Origin of the sequence: Streptomyces sp. NRRL F-6492, from assembly GCF_001280125.1 — a bacterium.
Lineage (GTDB): Bacteria > Actinomycetota > Actinomycetes > Streptomycetales > Streptomycetaceae > Streptomyces.
Genome location: NZ_LGEG01000239.1, coordinates 16656 through 38358, shown reverse-complemented (window position 1 = coordinate 38358; position 21703 = coordinate 16656). Strand labels below are relative to the sequence as shown.

At 72.0% G+C, this 21703-nt stretch carries 20 protein-coding genes; 8 read left to right on the top strand and 12 right to left on the bottom strand.

Annotated elements, in window-relative coordinates; all coding sequences use genetic code 11:
* Positions 1-45: 45 nt before the first annotated feature.
* Complete coding sequence (locus ADL08_RS25185; protein ID WP_078967995.1) at positions 46-795, top strand: phosphatase PAP2 family protein; 750 nt, start codon at positions 46-48, stop codon at positions 793-795.
* On the opposite strand, the gene ADL08_RS25180 is transcribed toward ADL08_RS25185, so the two are convergent.
* The 8 genes from ADL08_RS25180 to ADL08_RS25145 form a co-directional block, all read right to left on the bottom strand.
* A complete protein-coding gene (locus tag ADL08_RS25180) occupies positions 746-2524 on the bottom strand; it encodes a chitinase (RefSeq protein ID WP_053646777.1) in 1779 nt (592 codons plus the stop codon). The two genes, ADL08_RS25185 and ADL08_RS25180, sit on opposite strands and share 50 nt — an antisense overlap.
* Before the next feature lie 152 nt (positions 2525-2676).
* Positions 2677-3156 carry a hypothetical protein gene (locus tag ADL08_RS25175; protein ID WP_053646775.1) on the bottom strand — a complete coding sequence of 160 codons (480 nt, stop codon included), beginning with the start codon at positions 3154-3156 and terminating at the stop codon, positions 2677-2679.
* A gap of 117 nt (positions 3157-3273) precedes the next feature.
* Complete coding sequence (locus ADL08_RS25170; RefSeq protein WP_053646762.1) at positions 3274-4692, bottom strand: NAD(P)/FAD-dependent oxidoreductase; 1419 nt, start codon at positions 4690-4692, stop codon at positions 3274-3276.
* A 36-nt stretch (positions 4693-4728) separates the two neighbouring features.
* Positions 4729-5526, bottom strand: coding sequence for an ABC transporter permease (locus ADL08_RS25165; protein WP_053646761.1), 798 nt, complete (start codon positions 5524-5526; stop codon positions 4729-4731).
* Positions 5526-6452 (bottom strand): ABC transporter permease, encoded by a 927-nt coding sequence (locus ADL08_RS25160; RefSeq protein ID WP_053646760.1) that lies wholly within the window; start codon positions 6450-6452, stop codon positions 5526-5528. The genes ADL08_RS25165 and ADL08_RS25160 overlap by 1 nt, the downstream gene beginning before the upstream one ends.
* Complete coding sequence (locus ADL08_RS25155; protein WP_053646759.1) at positions 6449-7618, bottom strand: ABC transporter ATP-binding protein; 1170 nt, start codon at positions 7616-7618, stop codon at positions 6449-6451. Before ADL08_RS25155 ends, ADL08_RS25160 begins: the two co-directional genes overlap by 4 nt.
* Before the next feature lie 44 nt (positions 7619-7662).
* Entirely contained in the window at positions 7663-8910 is a 1248-nt protein-coding gene (locus ADL08_RS25150) for an ABC transporter substrate-binding protein (RefSeq protein ID WP_053646755.1), read from the bottom strand.
* Between the two features lie 49 nt (positions 8911-8959).
* A complete protein-coding gene (locus ADL08_RS25145; RefSeq protein ID WP_053646754.1) occupies positions 8960-10474 on the bottom strand; it encodes a gamma-aminobutyraldehyde dehydrogenase in 1515 nt (504 codons plus the stop codon).
* A gap of 175 nt (positions 10475-10649) precedes the next feature.
* Between ADL08_RS25145 and ADL08_RS25140 the strand changes: the two genes are divergently transcribed.
* Entirely contained in the window at positions 10650-11198 is a 549-nt protein-coding gene (locus ADL08_RS25140) for an NADAR family protein (protein ID WP_053646752.1), read from the top strand.
* Positions 11199-11262: 64 nt separating this feature from the next.
* Here ADL08_RS25140 and ADL08_RS25135 read toward each other — a convergent pair whose 3' ends face one another.
* On the bottom strand, positions 11263-11976 hold the full coding sequence (locus tag ADL08_RS25135; protein ID WP_053646750.1) for a DUF4190 domain-containing protein: 714 nt from the start codon (positions 11974-11976) through the stop codon (positions 11263-11265).
* A 75-nt stretch (positions 11977-12051) separates the two neighbouring features.
* Between ADL08_RS25135 and ADL08_RS25130 the strand changes: the two genes are divergently transcribed.
* From ADL08_RS25130 to ADL08_RS25105, 6 genes are all read left to right on the top strand, one after another.
* Positions 12052-13083 carry an adenosine deaminase gene (locus tag ADL08_RS25130; protein ID WP_053646748.1) on the top strand — a complete coding sequence of 344 codons (1032 nt, stop codon included), beginning with the start codon at positions 12052-12054 and terminating at the stop codon, positions 13081-13083.
* A gap of 150 nt (positions 13084-13233) precedes the next feature.
* Positions 13234-13920 carry a glycerophosphodiester phosphodiesterase gene (locus ADL08_RS25125; RefSeq protein ID WP_053646746.1) on the top strand — a complete coding sequence of 229 codons (687 nt, stop codon included), beginning with the start codon at positions 13234-13236 and terminating at the stop codon, positions 13918-13920.
* A gap of 25 nt (positions 13921-13945) precedes the next feature.
* Positions 13946-14725 carry an SAM-dependent methyltransferase gene (locus ADL08_RS25120; protein WP_107091970.1) on the top strand — a complete coding sequence of 260 codons (780 nt, stop codon included), beginning with the start codon at positions 13946-13948 and terminating at the stop codon, positions 14723-14725.
* Positions 14725-15891 (top strand): sensor histidine kinase, encoded by a 1167-nt coding sequence (locus tag ADL08_RS25115; protein WP_053646742.1) that lies wholly within the window; start codon positions 14725-14727, stop codon positions 15889-15891. The genes ADL08_RS25120 and ADL08_RS25115 overlap by 1 nt, the downstream gene beginning before the upstream one ends.
* Positions 15888-16559 (top strand): response regulator transcription factor, encoded by a 672-nt coding sequence (locus tag ADL08_RS25110; RefSeq protein ID WP_053646740.1) that lies wholly within the window; start codon positions 15888-15890, stop codon positions 16557-16559. Before ADL08_RS25115 ends, ADL08_RS25110 begins: the two co-directional genes overlap by 4 nt.
* Positions 16560-16792: 233 nt before the next feature.
* Positions 16793-17968 carry a serine hydrolase domain-containing protein gene (locus ADL08_RS25105; protein WP_053646738.1) on the top strand — a complete coding sequence of 392 codons (1176 nt, stop codon included), beginning with the start codon at positions 16793-16795 and terminating at the stop codon, positions 17966-17968.
* 132 nt (positions 17969-18100) lie between these two features.
* Here the strand turns inward: ADL08_RS25105 and ADL08_RS25100 are convergent, their stop codons facing one another.
* From ADL08_RS25100 to ADL08_RS25090, 3 genes are all read right to left on the bottom strand, one after another.
* Entirely contained in the window at positions 18101-18640 is a 540-nt protein-coding gene (locus ADL08_RS25100; RefSeq protein WP_053646737.1) for a hypothetical protein, read from the bottom strand.
* Between the two features lie 175 nt (positions 18641-18815).
* Positions 18816-20006, bottom strand: a complete 1191-nt coding sequence (locus tag ADL08_RS25095) for an ABC transporter substrate-binding protein (RefSeq protein WP_053646735.1) — start codon at positions 20004-20006, stop codon at positions 18816-18818.
* Between the two features lie 152 nt (positions 20007-20158).
* Positions 20159-21595 carry a gamma-aminobutyraldehyde dehydrogenase gene (locus tag ADL08_RS25090; RefSeq protein WP_053646733.1) on the bottom strand — a complete coding sequence of 479 codons (1437 nt, stop codon included), beginning with the start codon at positions 21593-21595 and terminating at the stop codon, positions 20159-20161.
* Positions 21596-21703: the final 108 nt, after the last annotated feature.

Below are 21703 nucleotides of genomic sequence, written 5' to 3'. Positions count from 1 at the left end.
TTTCGCGCTGTCGGTCCCCTCTTCTCTGGCGTACGGTTCCCACGGATGAGAGAAACACCCCGGGCGGAGCCTCCCCAGCCCCGTCCACACCGTGCCTTCGCGCACGCCGCCGGCGCCTCGTGCCCCGGCACTCCTCACCGATCGGATGGCCGCACGCCCCACACCCCCCGGGGCGCGCGGCAGCCCGATCCCCTCGGCCGCCCTGGAACCACCCCCCCTGTTCCAGGGCGGCCGGCTCTCTTCTCGGCGCTCGTCGCCCTCGCCGTCGTGACCTGGCAGGTGCTCGTCCACGGCCCTCTGGCCAGGCTCGACGAGCGGGTGTCCCGGGCCCTGGTGGACACGGTCCCCCGGCCCCTGAGCGAACTCGCCTCCGACCTCGGCAACGTCTCCGTCGCCCTGCCCGTGCTCGGCTGCGCGATGGCGTACGCGGTGTGGCGCGGGCGGTGGCGGGCCGCCCTGTGCGCGGGCCTCGCCATGGCCGCCGTACCCCTCCTCGTGATTCCGCTGAAGGTGTGGACCGCCCGGCCCGGCCCGCTGGAGCCGTGGGCGCACGGCTACTACCCGTCGGGCCACACGGCCACCGCGATGGTGGCCTACTTCGGCGCGGCCCTCCTCGTCTCGCGGCGGCTGGTCCCCGTCGCCGCCGTGCTGACGGCGGTGACGGGGACCGGCTTGGTGCTGCGGGGCTACCACTGGCCGCTGGACGTGGTGGCCAGTCTCTGTCTGGGGCTGTGGATCCTGGCCGTCAGCTCCACCTGTACGCGTCGAAGTTCTTCGAGAACTCCCACTGGTTGAAGCGGTCCCAGTTGACGGACCAGGTCATCAGGCCGCGCAGGGCGGGCCAGGTGCCGTGGGTCTGGTACGAGCCGCAGTTGGCCTTCCTGGTGAGGCAGTCCAGGGCCTTGTTCACCTCGGACGGGCTGGTGTGGCCGTTGCCCGCCTGGGTGGAGGCCGGGAGGCCGATGGCGACCTGCTCGGGGCGGAGCGCCGGGAAGACGCGGTCCGTGTTGCCGGCGACCGGGAAGCCGGTGAGGAGCATGTCGGTCATGGCGATGTGGAAGTCGGCGCCGCCCATGGAGTGGTACTGGTTGTCCAGGCCCATGATGGAGCCCGAGTTGTAGTCCTGGACGTGCAGCAGGGTGAGGTCGTCGCGCAGGGCGTGGATGACCGGCAGGTAGGCGCCGGCGCGCGGGTCCTGGCCGCCCCAGGGGCCGGAGCCGTAGTACTGGTAGCCGAGCTGGACGAAGAAGGTCTCCGGGGCCATGGTCAGGACGAACTTCGCGCCGTACTTGGCCTTGAGGGTCTTGACCGCCTGGATCAGGTTGACGATGACCGGGCTGGTCGGGTTCCGGAAGTCGGTGTCGCCGGTCTGGAGCGAGAGGGAGTGGCCCTCGAAGTCGATGTCGAGGCCGTCGAGGCCGTACTCGTCGATGATCTTCGAGACGGAGGTGACGAAGGCGTCGCGGGCGGCGGTCGAGGCGAGCTGGACCTGGCCGTTCTGGCCGCCGATGGAGATGAGGACCTTCTTGCCGGCGGCCTGCTTGGCCTTGATCGCCGCCTTGAACTCGGCGACGGACTCCACGTTCGGGCACTCGGTGGCCGGGCAGAGGCTGAAGCGGATGTCGCCCGAGGTCACCGAGGTCGGCTCGCCGAAGGCCAGGTTGACGACGTCCCAGGAGTCGGGGACGTCGGCCATGCGGGTGTAGCCGGAGCCGTTGGCGAAGCTGGCGTGGAGGTAGCCGACGAGGGCGTGCGCGGGCAGGCCCTGGTCGCCGCCGCCCCCGCCGCCGCCGGTCGTGGTCGCGGTGACGGCGGCCGACTTCGGGGACTCGCCCGCCGCGTTCACGGCGCTGACCTGGAAGGTGTACGCGGTGGAGGCGGTCAGGCCGGTCGCGGTGGCGGTGGTGCCGGTGACCGTCTGGATCTTCGTGGCGCCCCGGTAGACGTTGTAGGAGGTGGCGCCGGAGACCGCGCTCCAGGTCAGCGGCACGGTGGTGGAGGTCGGGGAGCCGGCCGCGAGTCCGGTGGGGGCGGCGGGGAGCTGGACCGGGTCGCCGCCGGGGCCGTACAGGGAGAGGTCGTCGGCCTGGTAGGCGGGGGTGCCGTACCAGCCGTGGGTGTAGATCGTGACCGAGGTGGTGGAGGCGCCGGTCCTGAAGGTGGTGCTGAGCTTCTGCCAGTCGGGGGCCGAGCCCGTCCAGGTGGAGACGTCGGTGGTGCCGGTGCCGGCGGCGCCCAGGTAGACGTAGCTGCCGCGGACCCAGCCGCTGAGCGTGTACGCCGAGTTGGGCTTGACGGTGACGGTCTGGGAGCAGCGGGCGTTGTCGCTGCCGGCCGGGGTGGCCTGGAGGGCCTTGGTCCCGCCGTGGACGGGCGAGGAGACGGCGGCGCCGCTGCCCGCCGTACAGGTCCAGCCGTCGAGTCCGGCCTCGAAGCCGCCGTTGCGGGCGAGTTCGGCGTCGGCGGCCTGGGCGCCGGGGGTGAGCGCGAGGAGTCCGCCGGCGGCGAGGGCGCCCGCCAGCATCAGGGTGAGGGGTCTGGAGCGGGCCACAACTGCCTCCGGGAAGGGGAGATCGCGGGTGGGGAGATCGCGGGTGGGGGAATCGAAGGGAGCGCGCCACAGCATGGTCCAGACCAATCGAGTGGTCAAGACCTCTGCGCGGACGGCTCCTTCGCTCAGTTCCCGTCCACCACCCCTTCCCTCCGCGCCAGTTGACCCGCCGCCTCGTGCATCGCCAGCTCCAGGAGCGGGGCGTCGGTGAGGGTTCCGGTGCCGTCCGGCACCACCAGCCAGCGCACCGCGCCGGTGGTCCGGCCCGGGTACGGGACCACGATCCAGGTCCCGGCGCCCGCGCTGCGGATCCCGGTGCCGAGCCAGCGGGCGGCGGTGCCCGGCGGCACGAAGAAGCCCATCCGGGCGTCACCGAAGTCGGCCAGGACCGGGCCGGGCCGGTCCACCAGCCGGGTCAGCACGTCGAGCGTGGGGTAGCCGAGCGCGGCCGGCAGGATCAGTACGTCCCAGCGCACACCGGCGGGCAGCAGCGCGACCCCGTGCGGACTGCGCTCCCACTCCCAGCGGCAGGCGTCGGGATCGGGCGCGGCCGAGACCAGCCACTCCACCGCACTCCTGGCGCCCGTGGCCCCCGTACCAGTCATCGCGACCTCCTCCTTCCGTGTGGACACGGTGTCCACACGGAAGAGAGCGGGGAGGGCGGCTCCTCTTACGCGGTTTCGCCTACTCGTCGGTTGTGATGTGCGTCACTGCCCCTGAGGTCAGCTGTCGAAGCCCAGGCCCAGGCGGTCCATGGCCTTCAGCCACAGGTTGCGCCGGCCGCCGTTCTCGTCGGCGCGGGCGAGCGACCACTTGGTGAGTCCGATGCCGGCCCAGGCGACCGGCTCGGGCGGGAAGGGCAGCGGCTTGGAGCGGACCATCTCCAGGTCGGTGCGCTCGGTGCGCTCCCCCGCGAGCAGGTCGAGCATCACGTCGGCGCCGAAGCGGGTGGCGCCGACGCCGAGGCCGGTGAACCCGGCCGCGTACGCCACCTTCCCCTTGTGCGCCGTGCCGAAGAAGGCCGAGAAGCGGGAGCAGGTGTCGATCGCGCCGCCCCAGGCGTGGCTGAAGCGGAGCCCCTCCAGCTGCGGGAAGCAGTGGAAGAAGTGCTCGGCCAGCTTGAGGTACGTCTCGGGGCGGTGGTCACGCTCGGCGCTGACCTTGCCGCCGAAGGGGTAGATCGCGTCGTAGCCGCCCCACAGGATCCGGTGGTCGGCGGTGATCCGGAAGTAGTGGAACTGGTTGGCGGAGTCGCCGAGTCCCTGCCGGTTCTTCCAGCCGATCGAGGCGAGCTGCTCGGGGCTGAGCGGTTCGGTCGTCAGGGCGTAGTCGTAGACCGGGACGGTGTAGGCCCGGACGCGCTTGACCAGGGACGGGAAGACGTTGGTGCCGAGGGCGACCCGGCGGGCGAGGACCTTGCCGTACGGGGTGCGCACGCCCATGCCGGCGCCGGCGGGGACCAGCTCCAGGCCGGGGGTGTTCTCGAAGATCCGGACGCCCAGGTCCAGACAGGCGCGCTTGAGGCCCCAGGCCAGCTTGGCGGGGTTCAGCATGGCGACGCCCCTGCGGTCCCAGAGGCCGCCGAGGAAGGTCGGCGAGTCGACCTCGGCGCGCACCGCGTCCCGGTCGAGGAGGTCGACGCCGTCGGCGAGGCCGAGCCGGTCGAGCTCCCCGTACACCTCGTGGAGCTCCTCGACCTGGTGCGGCTCGGTGGCCACGTCGATCTCGCCGGTGCGCTCGAAGTCGCAGTCCAGGGAGTAGCGGGCGACGGCCTCCTCGATGGCGTCGAGGTTCCGCTCGCCGAGTTCCTCCAGCTTCGGCAGCTCGCCCGGCCAGCGGGCGAGCCCGTTGCCGAAGCCGTGGGTGAGGGAGGCCGCGCAGAAGCCCCCGTTGCGGCCCGAGGCGGCCCAGCCCACCTCGCGCCCCTCGATGAGGACGACGTCCCGGGAGGGGTCGCGCTCCTTGGCGAGGAGCGCGGTCCACAGTCCGCTGTAGCCGCCGCCGACCACGAGGAGGTCGCACTTCTCGGTGCCGGTGAGGGCGGGCAGGGCGCCGGGCTTGCCGGGGTCTTCCAGCCAGAAGGGGACGGGCTGGGCGTCGGAGAGAGATCGGGCGGCGAGACGCATGGCGACTGGGGCCATGGTTTCCAACTCCTTCGGTGCCTGGGCGGCCTTCGCTCAGGCTGTTGCTGTTTTCCTGCGCCGGTTCGTGATGATCTGTCCGGCCATGACCACCAGTACCGCGAGGACGAACATCGCGGTGCCGATGACGTTGATCTGAACGGGTGTTCCGCGCTGCGCCGAGCCCCAGACGAACATGGGGAAGGTGACCGTGGAGGGTCCCGCGTTGAAGTTGGTGATGATGAAGTCGTCGAACGAGAGCGCGAAGGCGAGCAGGGCGCCGGCGGCGATGCCGGGGGCGGCGATCGGCAGGGTGACGCGCAGGAAGGTCTGCGCGGGCCCCGCGTAGAGGTCGCGGGCGGCCTCCTCCAGGCGCGGGTCCATGGACATGACCCGGGCCTTGACCGCCGTCACGACGAACGACAGGCAGAAGGTGATGTGGGCGATCAGGACCGTCCAGAAGCCCAGCTCGATCCCCATGTTGAGGAAGAGGGTGAGCAGCGAGGCGGCCATGACGACCTCGGGCATCGCCATCGGCAGGAAGATCAGCGAGTTGATCGCGCCGCGCGCCCGGAAGCGGTAGCGGACGAGCGCGAAGGCGATCGCCGTGCCGAGGGCGACGGCGCCGAGGGTGGCCCAGGCGGCGAGCTGGAGCGAGAGCGACAGCGACTGGCACATGTCGGCGACGCCGCAGGGGTCCTTCCAGGCGTCCAGGGAGAACTGCTGCCAGGAGTAGTTGAAGCGCCCGTTCGGCTTGTTGAACGAGAACGCCATCACGACGAGGTTCGGCAGGATCATGTATGCGAGCGTCAGCAGGCCCGCGACGACGACGAGGTTCTTGCGGATCCAGCGCATCAGACGAGGTCCTCCGTTCCGGCGCGGCGGATGTAGACGGTGACCATGACCAGGACGATCGCCATGAGGATGAAGGAGAGCGCGGCGGCCGTCGGATAGTCGAGGACCCGCAGGAACTGCGACTGGATGACGTTGCCGACCATCTTGGTGTCGGTCGAGCCGAGCAGTTCGGAGTTGACGTAGTCGCCGCTCGCCGGGATGAAGGTGAGCAGGGTGCCGGAGACGACGCCGGGCATCGACAGCGGGAAGGTCACCTTGCGGAAGGTGGTGGCGGGGGAGGCGTACAGGTCCCGCGCGGCCTCGTGGAGCCGTCCGTCGATCCGCTCCAGGGAGGTGTAGAGGGGCAGGATCATGAAGGGCAGGAAGTTGTACGTGAGGCCGCAGACGACCGCCATCGGGGTGGCGAGCACGCGGTCGCCCTCGGTCCAGCCGAGCCAGCTCGTCACGTCGAGGACGTGCAGCGCGTTCAGCGCCCCGACCACGACGCTGTCGTCCGCCAGGATCGTCTTCCACGCCAGGGTCCGGATGAGGAAGCTGGTGAAGAAGGGGGCGATGACCAGGACGAGGATCAGGTTGCGCCAGCGGCCGGCCCGGAAGGCGATCAGGTACGCGAGCGGGTAGCCGAGGAGCAGGCAGAGGAGGGTCGCGGTCCCGGCGTAGAGCAGGGAGCGGACGAACTGCGGCCAGTACTCCTGGAGGGCCTCCCAGTAGGTCTGGACGTGCCAGGTGACCTGGAAGCCGGCTTCGAGGGAGCCGGTCTGGACCGAGGTGGAGGCCTGGTAGACCAGCGGCAGCGCGAAGAAGACGAGCAGCCAGACGATGCCGGGGAGCAGCAGCCAGTAGGGGACGAGCCGCTTGCGGGTGGCGGGCTTGCGTACGGGAAGGTCTTCCGCCGGCGGGGCTTCCTTCACCAGGGTCGCGCTCATCCGGCGTCCTCCACGCTCTCCACACCCGCGTCGATGGCCTGGTCCGCGTCGAGCCCGAAGGTGTGCGCCGGGTTCCAGTGCAGGACCACCTCGGCGCCCGGGAGGAGTCGCGCACGCCTTTCGACGTTCTGCTCGTACACCTGGAGTTCCGCGCCCGCCGGGCTGTTCACCACGTACTGGGTGGAGACGCCGATGAAGGAGGAGTCGACGATCCGGCCGGTGACGCGGTTGCGGCCGTCGGCTATCGCGCCGGCGTCGTCCGCGTGCGTGAGGGAGATCTTCTCGGGGCGGACGCCCACGAGCACCTTGCCGCCCGCGCGGACAGCGGGGGTACAGCGCTCGCCGGGGAGGCGGAGCTTGCCGCCGCCCGCCGCGACGAGCACGTCGGAACCGGTCTCCAGGACCTCGGCCTCGATGAGGTTGGAGGTGCCGAGGAAGTTGGCGACGAAGGTGGTCCGCGGGTTCTCGTACAGGTCGGCGGGGGCGCCGAGCTGCTCGACCCGGCCGCCGTTCATCACCGCGACCTGGTCGGCCATGGTCATGGCCTCCTCCTGGTCGTGGGTGACGTGCACGAAGGTGATGCCGACCTCGGTCTGGATCCGCTTGAGCTCCAGCTGCATCTGGCGGCGCAGCTTGAGGTCGAGGGCGCCCAGCGGCTCGTCGAGGAGGAGGACCTGCGGGTGGTTGATGAGGGCGCGGGCCACGGCGACGCGCTGCTGCTGGCCGCCGGAGAGCTGGTGCGGCTTGTGCCGGGCCTTGTCGCCGAGCTGGACGAGCTCCAGCATGTCGTCGACCTGCTTCTTGACCGACTTGATGCCGCGGCGGCGCAGGCCGAAGGCGATGTTCTCGGAGATGTCCATGTGCGGGAAGAGCGCGTAGGACTGGAAGACGGTGTTGACCGGCCGCTTGTAGGGCGGGAGGTCGGTGACGTCGGTGTCGCCGAGGAAGACGGTGCCGGTGCTCGGGTCCTCCAGACCGGCGATCATGCGCAGGGTGGTGGTCTTGCCGCAGCCGGAGGCGCCGAGGAGGGCGAAGAAGGAGCCCTGCGGGACGGTCAGGTCGAGCGGGTGGACGGCGGTGAAGGAGCCGTACGTCTTGCTGATCCCGGTGAGACGGACGTCGCCGCCGCCAGTGTTCTTTCCGGTGTGAGCAGTCTTGTCAGTCATGGGTCGTGGTCCCGGGGGAGTGAGAGGGGTGGACGAGGCCGGAGTCAGGCGCCGATGAGTTTGGCGAACTTCTCCTCGTACGCCGTCTCCTCCGCGCCGGTGAGGGAGCGGAAGGCGCGCGACTTCTTCGCCATGGCCTTGTCGGGGAGGATCAGCGTGTTGTCCGCGAGCTCGGGGTCGATCCTGGTGAGCTCGTCCTTCACCCCGTCGACGGGGCAGACGTAGTTGATGTACGCGGCGAGCTGCGCGGCGACGGGGAGCTCGTAGTAGTGGTCGATGAGCTTCTCGGCGTTGGTCTTGTGCCGGGACTGCGCGGGGACCAGCAGGTTGTCGGTGGAGGTGATGTAGCCGGCCGCCGGTATGGAGTAGCGGATGTCGGGGTTGTCCGCCTGGAGCTGGATGACGTCGCCGGCCCAGGCCAGACAGGCGGCGATGTCGCCCTTGTCGAGGTCGGACGTGTAGTCGTTGCCGGTGAAGCGGCGTATCTGCTTCTTGTCGACGCCCTTCTGGAGGCGTCCGACCGCCGCGTCGAAGTCGGCGTCCGTGAAGGCGCCCGGGTCCTTGCCGAGGTCGAGCAGGGTCATGCCGACGGTGTCGCGCATCTCGGTGAGGAAGCCGACCCGGCCCTTGAGGGAGGGGTCGTCCAGGAGCTGGGTGACCGAGTCGACCTTCTTCCCGCCGGTCGCCTTCACGTTGTACGCGATGACGGTGGAGATGCCCGTCCAGGGGTACGAGTGGGCGCGGCCCGGGTCCCAGTCGGGGTTGCGGAACTGGGCGGAGAGGTTGCTGTACGCGTGGGGGAGGTTCGAGGGGTCGAGCTTCTGCACCCAGCCGAGCCGGATCATCCGGGCGGCGAGCCAGTCGGTGACGCATATGAGGTCGCGGCCGGTGTTCTGGCCGGCCGCGAGCTGCGGCTTGATCTTGCCGAAGAACTCGACGTTGTCGTTGATGTCCTCGGTGTACTTGACCTTGATCCCGGTGCGCTTCTCGAACGCCTCCAGGGTGGGGCGGGACTTCTCGTCCTCGCTGACGTCCATGTACTCGGTCCAGTTGGAGAAGGCGACGGTCTTCTCCTTGGCCGAGTCGTCCGTGGAGGCGGTGCCCGGGGCCTCCCGCTTGGCGGGCGGGATGCCGCAGGCGCTCAGGGACGCGAGGCCGCCGACGGTGAGCGCGCCGACGCCGCCCGCGCGCAGCATCGAACGGCGGCTGAGGGCGCCCCGGCCGCTCGTCAGGCTGCGCCGTATCGCCGCGAGCTGCGCGGCGGACAGGCTGTCGGGCTCGTACTGCTCCATGCGCTGTGCCCTTTCGGGAGGGTTGCGTCGCCGGTCGGGCGACGGTCGGCTATCGGTCCCCGAAGATCGTGCGGTGCCAGTCCTTCGCGGCGACCGCGGTGTTGTCGTACATGACGTGCTTGACCTGCGTGTACTCCTCGAAGGAGTACACCGACATGTCCTTCCCGTAGCCCGAGGCCCGGGTTCCCCCGTGGGGCATCTCGCTGATGATCGGGATGTGGTCGTTGACCCAGACGCAGCCGGCCTTGATCTCCCGGGTGGCGCGGCCCGTCCGGTAGACGTCGCGGCTCCAGGCGGAGGCGGCGAGGCCGTAGGGGGTGTCGTTGGCGAGCCGGATGCCCTCGTCGTCGGTGTCGAAGGGCAGGGCGACCAGGACCGGGCCGAAGATCTCCGACTGCACGACCTCGCTGTCCTGCGCGGCGCCGGTGATCAGGGTCGGACGGTAGTAGGCGCCGTCCTCGAGGTCGCCGCCGGGGGCCTCGCCGCCGGTGACGACGGTGGCGTAGCCGCGGGCGCGGTCGACGAAGCCGGCGACCCGGTCGCGCTGGGCGTGGCTGATCAGCGGGCCGAGGTCGGTGTCCGGGGCGAAGGGGTCGCCGAGGCGTACGGACTCCATGAGTGCGGCGACGCGGGCGGTGAAGGCGTCGAAGAGGGGGCGCTGGACGTACGCGCGCGTGGCGGCGGTGCAGTCCTGGCCGCTGTTGATGAGGGAGGCGGCGACGGCGCCGTGGGCGGCGGCCTCCAGGTCGGCGTCGTCGAAGACGACGAAGGGGGCCTTGCCGCCGAGTTCGAGGTGGAGGCGCTTGACGGTGGCGGTGGCGATCTCGGCGACCCGCCTGCCGACCGGGGTGGAGCCGGTGAAGGAGGTCATGACGACGTCGGGGTGGCCGACGAGGTGCTCGCCGACGGTCCGGCCGGCGCCGTTGACGATGTTGATCACGCCGTCGGGGATGCCGGCGTCGGTGGCGGCCCGCGCGAACATCAGGGAGGTGAGCGGGGTGAGCTCGGCGGGCTTCAGGACGATCGTGTTGCCGGCGGCGATCGCCGGGAGGATCTTCCAGGCGGCCATCTGGAGGGGGTAGTTCCAGGGGGCGATGGAGCCGACGACGCCGAGGGCCTCGCGCCGCACGTAGGAGGTGTGGTCGCCGGAGTACTCGGCGGCGGCCTGGCCCTGGAGGTGGCGGGCGGCCCCGGCGAAGAAGGCGGTGTTGTCGACCGTGCCGGGCACGTCGAACTCGGTGGTGAGCTTCAGCGGCTTGCCGCACTGGAGGGACTCCGCGCGGGCGAAGTCCTCGGCCCGCTCGGCGAGGACGCCCGCGAAGCGGTGCAGGGCGTCGGAGCGCTCGCCGGGGGTGGCGCCCGACCAGCCGGGGAAGGCGGCCTTGGCGGCGGCGACGGCCGCGTCCACGTCGGCGGTGGAGGCGAGCGCGTAGGTGTACACGGTCTTCCCGGTCGCCGGGTCGATCACCTCGTGGTCCTGGCCGGACGTTCCGGGGCGGAGCCTGCCGCCGATGTACTGTGCGCCGTCCGCGAAGCGGTCCGTCACCTGGAAGCGGTTGCCCATGACGCTCTCCGTTGTCCCAGCTCGAATTGAGTGCCGATCCTGACAGAGGGACGACTACCCAACAAGTGATTCCGTTGTTGCCTTTTGGTTACGCGACGGATTCGGTCGACCATGTGTCGAGGTCGCCGGAAAATCTCCGTACGGAGTGTCCGTGGCGAATGCCAGACTCGCATGCATGAGCGCGATCGAGGAGCTGACACAGCAGGTCAGCAGGGGTGACACGGTGAATTGGCTGCACTTCTGGGGTCACCGTCCGCACCCGGACGGACACCTTTCGGCGAGCTGTCTGAGCCAGTGGTGGCCGTCCCCCTTCACGGTGGACGGGGTGGCGTACGCGACCGCCGAGCACTGGATGATGGCCGCCAAGGCGCGGCTCTTCGGGGACGCGGACGCCGAGCGGGCCGCGCTGGCCGCCCGCACCCCCGCCGAGGCCAAGAAGGCGGGCCGGCTCGTGCGGGACTTCGACGACGCGGTGTGGGAGCGGGAGCGGTTCGGGATCGTCGTCGAGGGGAGCGTCCACAAGTTCTCGTCGAGCGGCGCCCTGCGCGCCTATCTGCTCGGCACCGGCGGCCGGGTCCTGGTGGAGGCCAGTCCGATGGACCGGATCTGGGGCATCGGGCTCGCCGCGACCGACCCCGGCGCCCACGACCCGGCCCGCTGGCGCGGCCTCAACCTCCTGGGCTTCGCCCTCATGGAGGCGCGGGAGCGGCTCCGGGAGATCTGACGCAGAGGGGAAGGGCCCCGCACCGGCTTTCCGGTGCGGGGCCCTTCCCCTTGCGTACGGAGTCTCAGCGGGTGCTCTCCACCACCAGGGACGACGCGAACGGGTCGTCCCCGGAGCCGGAGTCCTCGAAGGTCGAGGGGTCCTGGTTGATCGCCCAGATGAGGAAGCCGAGGAAGACCGCGCCGATCAGGGTGCCGACGGCTCCGAGCACGATGCCGGCGATCGCCATGCCCCGGTTCGTCGCCTCGCCCCGGCCCGCCTTCTTCACTCCGACGATGCCGAGGATCAGGGCCAGGATGCCGAGGAGCGCCCCCACTCCGTACAGGCAGAAGCCCGCGATCGAGATGATGCCGAGCACCATCGCGGCCGTGCCCGTGCCGTTGGAGGGCGGCTGCTGCCAGCCGGGCTGGCCGCCGTATCCCGGATAGCCGGGGTAGCCGTACCCGGAGGTCGTCATGGGCGTCGGGGCGCCCGGGGCCGCCGGGTAGCCGTAGCCCCCGGCGGAGGTGTCGGCCGGGTAGCCGTACCCCCCGGAGGTGTCCGCCGGATGGCCGTACGCGCCGGGCGTCGCCGCCGGGCCGCCGGGCGCGACCGGGGGCGGCGGGACGTCGCCGCCGGGGCCGGGCGCCGCCGGCATGGACGTGACGGTCTGCTGGTCGTGCACCGGCGGGGGCGACGGAGCCGCCTGCCTGCTCAGTTCCACCCCGTCGCGGTTCGGCGGAGCCCACGGGTCCGCCGGGTCGTATCCGCCCGGCTGCTGGTCTCGGTTGTCAGACATGGGCCTCCCCCATCGTGGTCACGTCATGCTACGACCTCACTCCTGCGGGGGAACCGTCCGGCCTACGATGACCCGATGACCGATCTGCACCCCTTCATCGCGGGCCTTCCCAAGGCCGAGCTGCACGTCCACCACGTGGGCTCCGCCTCGCCCCGGATCGTCGCCGAGCTCGCGGCCCGCCACCCGGACTCCAAGGTCCCCACGGACCCGGAGGCCCTGGCCGACTACTTCACGTTCACCGACTTCGCGCACTTCATCGACGTCTACCTGTCGGTCGTCGACCTGGTCCGCACCCCCGAGGACGTCCGGCTGCTGACCTTCGAGGTCGCCCGGGACATGGCCCGGCAGAACATCCGCTACGCCGAGCTGACCATCACCCCCTACTCCTCCACCCGCCGCGGCATCGAGGAGCGCGCCTTCATGGCCGCGATCGAGGACGCCCGCAAGGCGGCCGAGGCCGAGTTCGGCACGGTCCTGCGCTGGTGCTTCGACATCCCCGGCGAGGCCGGGCTGGAAGCCGCCGAGGAGACCGCGCGGCTCGCCACGACCGAGGGGCTGCGCCCGGAGGGCCTGGTCTCCTTCGGCCTCGGCGGCCCCGAGATCGGGGTGCCGCGCCCGCAGTTCAAGCCGTACTTCGACCGGGCGCGGGCGGCCGGACTGCGCTCCGTCCCGCACGCGGGCGAGACGACCGGCCCGGAGACCGTCTGGGACGCGATCCGCGAGCTCGGCGCCGAGCGCATCGGCCACGGCACCAGTTCCGTGCGGGACCCGGAGCTGCTGGCGTACCTGGCCGAGCACCGCATCGCCCTGGAGGTCTGCCCGACCTCCAACATCGCCACCCGGGCCGTCGCCACCCTGGACGAGCACCCGATCAAGCGGATGGTGGACGCGGGGGTCCTGGTCACCGTCAACAGCGACGACCCGCCGATGTTCGGCACCGACCTGAACACCGAGTACGCGGTCGCCGCCCGCCTCCTCGGCCTCGACGAGCGCGGTCTCGCCGCCCTCGCCAAGAACGCGGTGGAGGCCTCCTTCCTGGACACGGCCGGCAAGGCCCGGATCACCGCCGAGATCGACGCGTACACCGAGGCGTGGCCGGCGCGCTGACGGCACGGGCGCTCACGCGCGGCGGCCCGTGACCGACGGCACCGGCGGTGGTGCGCGTCCAGGCGCGATCGCGCGCCGGCGGCCGTCCCCGGTCCCCGCGTGGCCGACGCGCCGACGACACCGGCGGCCGTCCCCGGCCACAATGGCCCCATGCGATCCGTCACTGTCGTAGGTCACCGCGGCGACCCGTACCGCGTCCGCGAGAACACGCTCCGTTCGATCTCCTCCGCGATCGAACGGGGCGCGGACGCGGTCGAGGTCGACGTCCGGCTGACGGAGGACGGGGTGCCCGTCCTCCTGCACGACGACACCCTCAAGCGCCTGTGGGGCCGGGACCGGGCGCTCTCCGCGTTCTCGTACGCGGAGCTGGAGGAGGTGACGGCGGGCGGGGTGCCGACCCTGCGGGAGGCGCTGCTCACCGCCGGGGACCACCGGCTGATGCTGGACCTGCCGGGCGGGAACGAGCAGTCGGTCCGGAAGATCGTCGGCACGGTCCGCGAGTGCGGGGCCGGGGAGCGGGTCTACTACTGCGCCGGGACCGTCGCCATGCTCCAGGTGCGGGCCGCCGACCCGGCCGCCGAGATCGCCCTGACCTGGACCACGCTCGCCCCGCCCCGGCCGACGCTCCTCGACGCCGTGCGCCCGCGCTGGCTCAACTACCGCTTCGGACTGGTGAGTCGGGAGCTGGGCGAGCGGGTGCACCGGGACGGACTGCTCCTGTCGGCCTGGACGGCGGACACGAAGCGCACCATGCGTAAGCTGATCATGAACGGGGTGGACGCGATCACCACGAACCGCGTCGACGCCCTCGCCGCCGTCCTGCGAGAGGACCTCTGAAGTGAACGAGCGCACGAGCGACAGCGTGAACGACCGCATCCGCACCGACATCGCCCACAACGCCCGCGTCTGGAACTACTGGCTGGGCGGCAAGGACAACTACCCGGTGGACCGGGCGGTCGGCGCGCAGGTCACCGGCTTCTACCCGAGCATCGGCGAAGTGGCGCGCGCGGACCGGGCGTTCCTCGGCCGGGTGGTGACCCACCTGGCCGCGGAGGAGGGCGTCCGGCAGTTCCTGGACATCGGCACCGGCCTGCCGACCGCCGACAACACCCACGAGGTGGCGCAGCGGACCGCCCCCGAGGCCCGGATCGTCTACGTCGACAACGACCCGATCGTCCTCACCCACGCCCGCGCGCTCCTGACGAGCGCGCCGGAGGGCGTCACCGAGTACGTCGACGCCGACGCGCACGACCCGGAGCGGATCCTGGCGGCGGCCTCGGCCACCCTCGACCTCTCCCGGCCGGTCGCGGTGATGATGCTCGGCATCCTCAACTTCGTGATGGACACCGACGAGGCCCGCTCCATCGTGCGGACCCTGATGGACGCCGTCCCCTCCGGCAGCTTCCTGGTCCTCACCCACCCCACCCTGGAGCCGGAGCTCGGCGGCGAGGGCAACAAGGCCGCGATGGCCTTCTGGAACGAGAACGCGACCCCGCCGATCACCGCCCGCACCCGCGCCGAGTTCGCCTCCTTCCTGGACGGCCTCGACCTCCTCGACCCGGGCATCGTCTCCTGCTCCCGCTGGCGCTCCGGGGAGGGCGACGTGGTGGCGCAGTTCGGCGCGGTGGGCCGCAAGCCGTAATGGGCGTACGGGGGGACGTGCGCAGCGGCTGGGAGCGGGCGCGGACCTGGGGCGCGGGCAACCCGTGGGCGGTGGACGCCGGGATCGCGCTCCTGGTCCAGACGGCGGTGACGATGCCGTTCGTGGTGCCGCGCCCGCCCGAGCTCGAACCGGCGACCTGGCCGGCGTACGGGCTGATGACGCTCACCGTGCTGCCGCTGGTCTGGCGCAGGCGCGCGCCGCTGGGCGTGCTGCTCGCGATCCTGGCGACGAGCGCCCTGTACCGGCTCGCGCTGGAGGGGCCGGGTCAGCCGCTGCCGTACACCGGGCTCGTCGCCGTCTACACGGTCGCCGCGCTCTCGCCCGCGCGGCAACGGCTCGTCACGGCGGGGCTGCTGGTGGTCGCGGTGCCGGTGTCGGTGGGGCTCAACACCCGGTCGGCACGCGAACTGACCTTCTCCCTCTTCGTGTTCGCCGCCGCCTACGTCTTCGGGCGGCTCACGGACGCCCGGCAGCGCGCGCAGCGGATCGAGGCCGAGCGGGCCGCGGCGCGCGAACGGGCCAGGATCGCCCGGGAGATGCACGACGTCCTGTCGCACGCGGTGAGCCTGATGGTCGTGCAGGCGGAGGCCGGTCCGGTCGCGGTGCGGACGGCGCCGGAGCGCGCCGAGGCCGCCTTCGAGGCGATCTCGGCGACGGGCCGCGACGCGATGGACCAGCTGCGGCGGATGCTGGGGGTGCTGCGCGAGGGCGGCGAGGCGGCGGCCCCGCGCGCGCCGCAGCCGGACATCGCCGCGATCCCGGGCCTGGTGGAGCGGGTGCGGGCGGGCGGTCTCGCCGTGGACTACACGACGGAGGGCGGGGTGCGGGCGCTGCCGGCGGCGACCGGCGCGAGCGTCTACCGGATCGTGCAGGAGGCGCTGACGAACGTGGTCAGGCACGCGGGCGCCCGCACCGCCGGCGTACGGCTCGCCCACGCGGACGGCGTCCTGCGGGTCACGGTCACCGACGATGGGCGCGGCCCGCGGCCGGGCTCCGGCGGGCACGGCCTGGTGGGCATACGGGAGCGGGCCGCCGCCCACGGCGGGACGGCGCAGACGGGTCCCGGCCCGGACGGGAAGGGGTTCGAGGTGCGGGTCCTGCTGCCCGTACCGGCGGCGACGGCATCGGCGGAGGCGGGAGCGTGACGATCCGGGTGGTGGTCGCGGACGACCAGGAGCTGGTCCGCAGCGGTTTCGCGATGATCCTGGACGCGCAGCCGGACATCGAGGTGGTGGCGGAGGCCGGGGACGGGACGGAGGCCGTCGAGGCGGTCCGCCGCCACTCCCCCGACGTGGCGCTGCTCGACATCCGGATGCCCCGGACGGACGGCATCGAGGCCTGCCGGACGATCTGCGCGGAGTCCGGCTGCCGGACGGTGATGCTCACGACCTTCGACACCGACGCGTACGTGTACGAGGCGCTGCACGCGGGCGCGAGCGGCTTCCTCCTCAAGGACGTGCGGCGGGACGACCTGGTGCACGCGGTCCGGGTGGTGGCGGCGGGCGACTCGCTGCTCGCGCCGTCGGTGGCCCGCCGTCTGGTGGAGCAGTACACGGCGGGCGGCCCGCGCCGGACGGCGCCCGGCCCCGATCCGCGCCTCGACGTCCTCACGGCCCGGGAGCGCGAGACGCTGCTGCTGCTCGCGCGGGGCCTGTCCAACGCGGAGATCGCGGGGGAGCTGGTCGTCAGCGACCACACGGTGAAGACCCACGTGGGGAACGTGCTCGCGAAGCTGGGCCTGCGGGACCGGATCCAGGCGGTGATCTGCGCGTACGAGACGGGGCTCGTGGCGGCGGGAACGCCCCGGGGCTGAGGGACCCGGCCCCGGGCCGATCCCGGACCCGGACGGTTCCGGACCCGGGCGTCTCCGGACCCGGGCGGTTCCGGCTCCTCCCCCGCGCGGGGGAGGCGGGCGGCCGTTCCTCCCCCGTACCGGCGAGGGGATCGCCGCCGGAGGACCGCCCGTGCGGGCGATCCCCGGAACATCCCCGGTCAGCAGGATGGAGTCCTCGGCAACAACGGCTCTCACCAATGGAGTTGACCAGCATGCGTACATCCACCCGCACCCTGCTCGCCGCCGCCCTGGTCCTGGGCGTCGCCGCCGGACCCGCGCTCGGCCCGGCCGTGGCCGTGGCACCGGCCGCGACCGCGCGGCACGCGCCCGACGCCGGACTCGCGAAGGCCATGGCGGCGGCGATCGCGGGGCTCCCCCGCGCCGACGCGACGGCCGCGCTCGTCCGGGTCGGCGGCACCGACGGTTCCTGGCAGGGGAGTTCGGGCGTCCACGACCTGGAGTCGGGCGCCCCGGCGGACCCGGACGGCCGCTTCCGGGCCGGTTCGGTGACGAAGGTGTTCACGGCGGCGACCGTCCTCCAGCTCGCCGCCGAGCGCCGGATCGACCTGGACCGCCCGGCCCGCGCGTACCTGCCGGACCTGATCCCCGCCCGCCACGCGGGAGTGACGGTGCGTCAGCTCCTGAACCACACCCACGGCATCCCGGCCCCCGACCTCCCGGGCGGGACGGTGGAGGAGTGGTACGAGCACCGCTTCGACACCTACGCCCCGGAGGAGCTGGTCCGTTCGGCGACGGCGAAGCCGCGCGAGTTCCGGCCGGGCACCCGGCAGCACTACCTGAACATCGGCTCCACGATCGCCGGACTGATCGTGGAGCGGGTCACGGGCGACTCGTACGAGCGCCAGGTAGAGCGGCGGATCCTGCGCCCGCTGGGGCTGAGGGACACGTACCTGCCGGGCGGGGCGGCCGGGATCACCGGGCCGTACAACCACGGCTACCAGACGATGCGGCTGGACGACGGCACGACCGGCCTCCGGGACGTCTCGGCGTGGGGGACGTCGGACGCCTGGGCGGCCGGGGACCTCGTCTCGACGACGGCGGACCTGGAGCGGTTCACCCGGGCGCTGTTCGCGGGCCGGGTGGTGCGCGGGCCGCTCCTGGAGGAGATGTTCACGCTGCCGAAGGTGGCGGACCTGACGACCGGCGACCCGGCCGCGTACTCCGTCGGCCTGTCGGTGAAGCGGCTCGGCGGGCGCGAGGTGTGGGGCAAGACCGGGGGCCGCTGGGGGTACAACGCGGCGATCGCCTCGACCCGGGACGGCTCCCGGACCCTCGTCTACGGCGTCAACTCCACCGACGCCAAGGGCCGGGACACGGCCCCGACCGTGCTGAACGCGATGGTGGCGGCGTACGGCCTGCCGGACTGACCGCCGGCGGCCCCGTCACCACCCGCCCCAGTGGAGGACCTGCTCGCGGGGGATCCGCGCGGCGGGTCTCGCGGCCTGCGCGGAGGACCACCGACCCGGCGAGGTGACGGTGGCGGCCCCACCGCGCGGCGGCTACGCGGGCACGGCCGCCGTCGTCGCCGTGGCCGTGACGGCCTCCAGGCGCTTGATCAGGCGCCGTAGCAGGAGCAGCGGCAGGATCCCGAAGACGCCGAAGGACATGTCGACGACCGACCACCAGAAGGGGATGTCGCGGATCGGGCCGCAGATCAGGGCGAGCGGGACGATGCCGACGCAGGCGATCATGCCGAACTCGACGACCCAGACGTTGCGGACGGGGTCGCGCCAGACGCCGTAGAAGGCGACGGCGATGACGAGGTGGGCGAAGGCCAGCCAGTCGTTGCCGTAGAGGAGGTAGGGGGCGTCCCGGTCGGCGGTCTCCAGGCCGCCCCGGACCCGGTGGATCCACTCGGCGAGGCCGGGGAGGGCGTCGGCGACGGGCGCGGCCCAGCCGGTCGACGCCGAGTCGAGGAGGCGGAGTTCGGTGACGAGCGGGAAGGCGGTGAGTCCGCTCAGGACCAGACAGACGACGAAGAGGACCAGCCAGGTGCGGATGCGCTCGAGAAGGGCCCTCGGCCCGTTCGTGTCGCTCATGGGCCCAGCGTACGCCCGCTCTGAACGCGTTCAAAAGTCGGGGGGCCACTTTTTGGAACGCGTTCAAAAAGCACGGGCGTCCGGCCGCGGCGGCGCCCGACGCCCCCACGGCCGCGCGGAGAAGGCCCGTACGCGGCGAGGGGCGAGGCGCGTGTCCGTCCCGGCCGGTCCCCCCTCACAGCCCCACGATCGAGTTCCACTTCTTGGCGAAGGTCAGGCGCTCCTCGGCGGTGATGTCCCGGGCGATGGCGAGCCTGCTCCGCATGGCGGAGTCGGGGAAGACCAGCGGGTCCTCGGCGAGCGCGGCCAGCTCCTCGTCGCCGGAGTCCGCGAGGACCTTCTGCGCGGCCGGCACCGGACAGACGTAGTTGACCCAGGCGGCGAGCGCGGCGGCGACCTCGGGCTGGTAGTAGTGGTCGACCAGCTTCTCGGCGTTGGACTTGTGCCGGGCGAGGTTGGGGACCATGAGGGACTCGGCCCACAGTTCGGCGCCCTCCTCGGGGACGACGAACTCGATGTCCGGGTTGTCGGCCTGGAGCTGGATGACGTCCCCGGAGTACGCCTGGCAGGCCAGGACGTCCCCGGTGGAGAGGTCCTTGATGTAGTCGTTGCCGGTGAAGCGGCGGATGTGCTTCGCGCGGACGAGCCGCTCGGTCCGCTCGCACACGGCGTGGAAGTCGTCGGCGGTCCAGCGGGTCACGTCGACGCCGTCGCCCAGCATGAGCAGGGCGAAGGACTCGTCGAGCCCGGACAGCAGGGTGACCTTGCCGCGCAGGTCGTCGGCCCACAGCTCCTGGACGGAGCGCAGCTCCCGGCCCAGCTTCCTGCGGTTGTACGCGATGCCGGTGATGCCGGACTGCCAGGGGACGGTGTGCAGCCGGCCGGGGTCGAAGGCGGGCGAGCGCAGCTGCGGGTCGAGGTGCGCGGCGACGTGGGGCTGGGCGGCGCGGTCCATCTCCTGGACCCAGCCGAGGCGGACGAAGCGGGCGGCCATCCAGTCGCTGAGGACGATCAGGTCGCGCCCGGTCTCCTGGTGGTTCATCAGGGAGGGGCTGATCTTGCCGAAGAACTCGTCGTTGTCGTTGATCTCCTCGGTGTAGCGGACGGATATCCCGGTCCGCTTCCGGAAGGACTCCAGGGTGGGGCGCTTCGACTCGTCGTCCTCGTCGGTGTCGATGTAGAGCGGCCAGTTGGCGAAGTCGAGGATCCGGTCGCGGGCCGAGAGGTCCCGGGCGGCGGCCCGGTCCCCCTCCTCGACGAAGGCGGCGGGCACCCCGCACCCGGCGAGCAGGGCGGCGGTCCCCGCGCCGCCGATGCCGCGCAGCAGGGACCGGCGGGACAGGGTGTTCCTGGCTGTCGCTCTCATCCGTGCAGCATCGCGGCACCGTCACGGCGGCACAATGGACGGTCCGTCGACGGAACGACCGCGGCCCCGACACCCTGTCGATCGGGGTGTCGGGGCCGCGGCCGGATCGCCGGTGACCACCGGGCTCCGGGTGACCACCGGATCGCCGGTGACTAGCCGAGGGACGTCATCACGTGCTTGACGCGCGTGTAGTCCTCGAAGCCGTAGGCCGAGAGGTCCTTGCCGTAGCCGGACTTCTTGAAGCCGCCGTGGGGCATCTCGGCGACCAGCGGGATGTGGGTGTTGATCCACACGCAGCCGAAGTCGAGCGCCTTGGACATGCGCATCGCGCGCGCGTGGTCCTTGGTCCAGACGGAGGAGGCGAGGGCGTACTCGACGCCGTTGGCGTACTCCAGGGCCTGGGACTCGTCCGTGAAGGACTGGACGGTGATGACCGGTCCGAAGACCTCGTTCTGGATGATCTCGTCGTCCTGCTTGAGGCCGGAGACGACGGTCGGGGCGTAGAAGTAGCCCTTGTCGCCGACGCGCTGCCCGCCGGCCTCGACCTTGGCGTGGGCCGGGAGGCGGTCGATGAAGCCGGAGACCTGCTTCAGCTGGTTGGCGTTGTTGAGCGGGCCGTACAGCACGTCCTCGTCGTCCGGCTGCCCGGTCTTGGTCGCGGCGGCGGCCTTGGCGAGGGCGGAGACGAACTCGTCGTGGATCGACTCGTGGACGAGGACGCGGGTGGCGGCCGTACAGTCCTGGCCGGCGTTGAAGAAGCCCGCGACGGAGATGTCCTCGACGGCCTTGTCGACGTCGGTGTCCTCGAAGACCACGACGGGGGCCTTGCCGCCCAGCTCCAGGTGGACGCGCTTGACGTCCTTGGCGGCCGACTCGGCGACCTGCATGCCGGCGCGGACGGAGCCGGTGATGGAGGCCATGGCGGGGACGGGGTGCTCGACCATCGCGCGGCCGGTGTCGCGGTCGCCGCAGACGACGTTGAAGACGCCCTTGGGGACGATCCGCCCGATGATCTCGGCCATCAGGACGGTCGACGCGGGGGTCGTGTCCGAGGGCTTGAGGACGACGGTGTTGCCCGCGGCCAGGGCCGGGGCGAACTTCCAGACGGCCATCATCATCGGGTAGTTCCAGGGCGCGACCTGGGCGCAGACGCCGACGGGCTCGCGGCGGACGATGGAGGTCAGGCCCTCCATGTACTCGCCGGCCGAGCGGCCCTCCAGGAGCCGGGCGGCACCCGCGAAGAAGCGGATCTGGTCCACCATCGGCGGGATCTCCTCGCTCGCGGTGAGGGCGATCGGCTTGCCGGTGTTCTCGACCTCGGCGGCGATCAGGTCCTCGGCGCGCTCCTCGAAGGCGTCCGCGATCTTGAGGAGTACCTTCTGGCGCTCGGCCGGGGTGCTGTCGCGCCAGGCGGGGAAGGCGGCCGCGGCGGCCTCCATGGCGGCGTCGACGTCGGCCTGGCCGGAGAGCGGAGAGGTCGCGTACACCTCGCCGGTGGCCGGGTTGATCACGTCGATCGTGCGGCCGTCGGCCGCGTCGCGGAACTCCCCGTTGATGTAGTTACGCAGCCGGCGCAGCTCGGTGGTCACTTGCCACCCCTCCTGTCACGTTCTGACTTCGCACGTCCTCGTGCGCTGTCCCGATGGGTGAGACACCCCAGCCTAATCGCTCGGCTGACGCTTTCAACAGGCCCGACC

Bases quoted from the DNA above. Each gene is read 5' to 3' on its own strand.
- ADL08_RS25115 (WP_053646742.1), top strand. From the start codon at position 14,725: ATGGGCGTACGGGGGGACGTGCGCAGCGGCTGGGAGCGGGCGCGGACC.
- ADL08_RS25125 (WP_053646746.1), top strand. From the start codon at position 13,234: ATGCGATCCGTCACTGTCGTAGGTCACCGCGGCGACCCGTACCGCGTC.
- ADL08_RS25150 (WP_053646755.1), bottom strand. From the start codon at position 8,910: ATGGAGCAGTACGAGCCCGACAGCCTGTCCGCCGCGCAGCTCGCGGCG.
- ADL08_RS25130 (WP_053646748.1), top strand. From the start codon at position 12,052: ATGACCGATCTGCACCCCTTCATCGCGGGCCTTCCCAAGGCCGAGCTG.
- ADL08_RS25180 (WP_053646777.1), bottom strand. From the start codon at position 2,524: ATGCTGGCGGGCGCCCTCGCCGCCGGCGGACTCCTCGCGCTCACCCCC.
- ADL08_RS25135 (WP_053646750.1), bottom strand. From the start codon at position 11,976: ATGTCTGACAACCGAGACCAGCAGCCGGGCGGATACGACCCGGCGGAC.
- ADL08_RS25170 (WP_053646762.1), bottom strand. From the start codon at position 4,692: ATGGCCCCAGTCGCCATGCGTCTCGCCGCCCGATCTCTCTCCGACGCC.
- ADL08_RS25185 (WP_078967995.1), top strand. From the start codon at position 46: ATGAGAGAAACACCCCGGGCGGAGCCTCCCCAGCCCCGTCCACACCGT.
- ADL08_RS25155 (WP_053646759.1), bottom strand. From the start codon at position 7,618: ATGACTGACAAGACTGCTCACACCGGAAAGAACACTGGCGGCGGCGAC.
- ADL08_RS25145 (WP_053646754.1), bottom strand. From the start codon at position 10,474: ATGGGCAACCGCTTCCAGGTGACGGACCGCTTCGCGGACGGCGCACAG.
- ADL08_RS25105 (WP_053646738.1), top strand. From the start codon at position 16,793: ATGCGTACATCCACCCGCACCCTGCTCGCCGCCGCCCTGGTCCTGGGC.
- ADL08_RS25095 (WP_053646735.1), bottom strand. From the start codon at position 20,006: ATGAGAGCGACAGCCAGGAACACCCTGTCCCGCCGGTCCCTGCTGCGC.
- ADL08_RS25175 (WP_053646775.1), bottom strand. From the start codon at position 3,156: ATGACTGGTACGGGGGCCACGGGCGCCAGGAGTGCGGTGGAGTGGCTG.
- ADL08_RS25140 (WP_053646752.1), top strand. From the start codon at position 10,650: ATGAGCGCGATCGAGGAGCTGACACAGCAGGTCAGCAGGGGTGACACG.
- ADL08_RS25160 (WP_053646760.1), bottom strand. From the start codon at position 6,452: ATGAGCGCGACCCTGGTGAAGGAAGCCCCGCCGGCGGAAGACCTTCCC.
- ADL08_RS25100 (WP_053646737.1), bottom strand. From the start codon at position 18,640: ATGAGCGACACGAACGGGCCGAGGGCCCTTCTCGAGCGCATCCGCACC.
- ADL08_RS25165 (WP_053646761.1), bottom strand. From the start codon at position 5,526: ATGCGCTGGATCCGCAAGAACCTCGTCGTCGTCGCGGGCCTGCTGACG.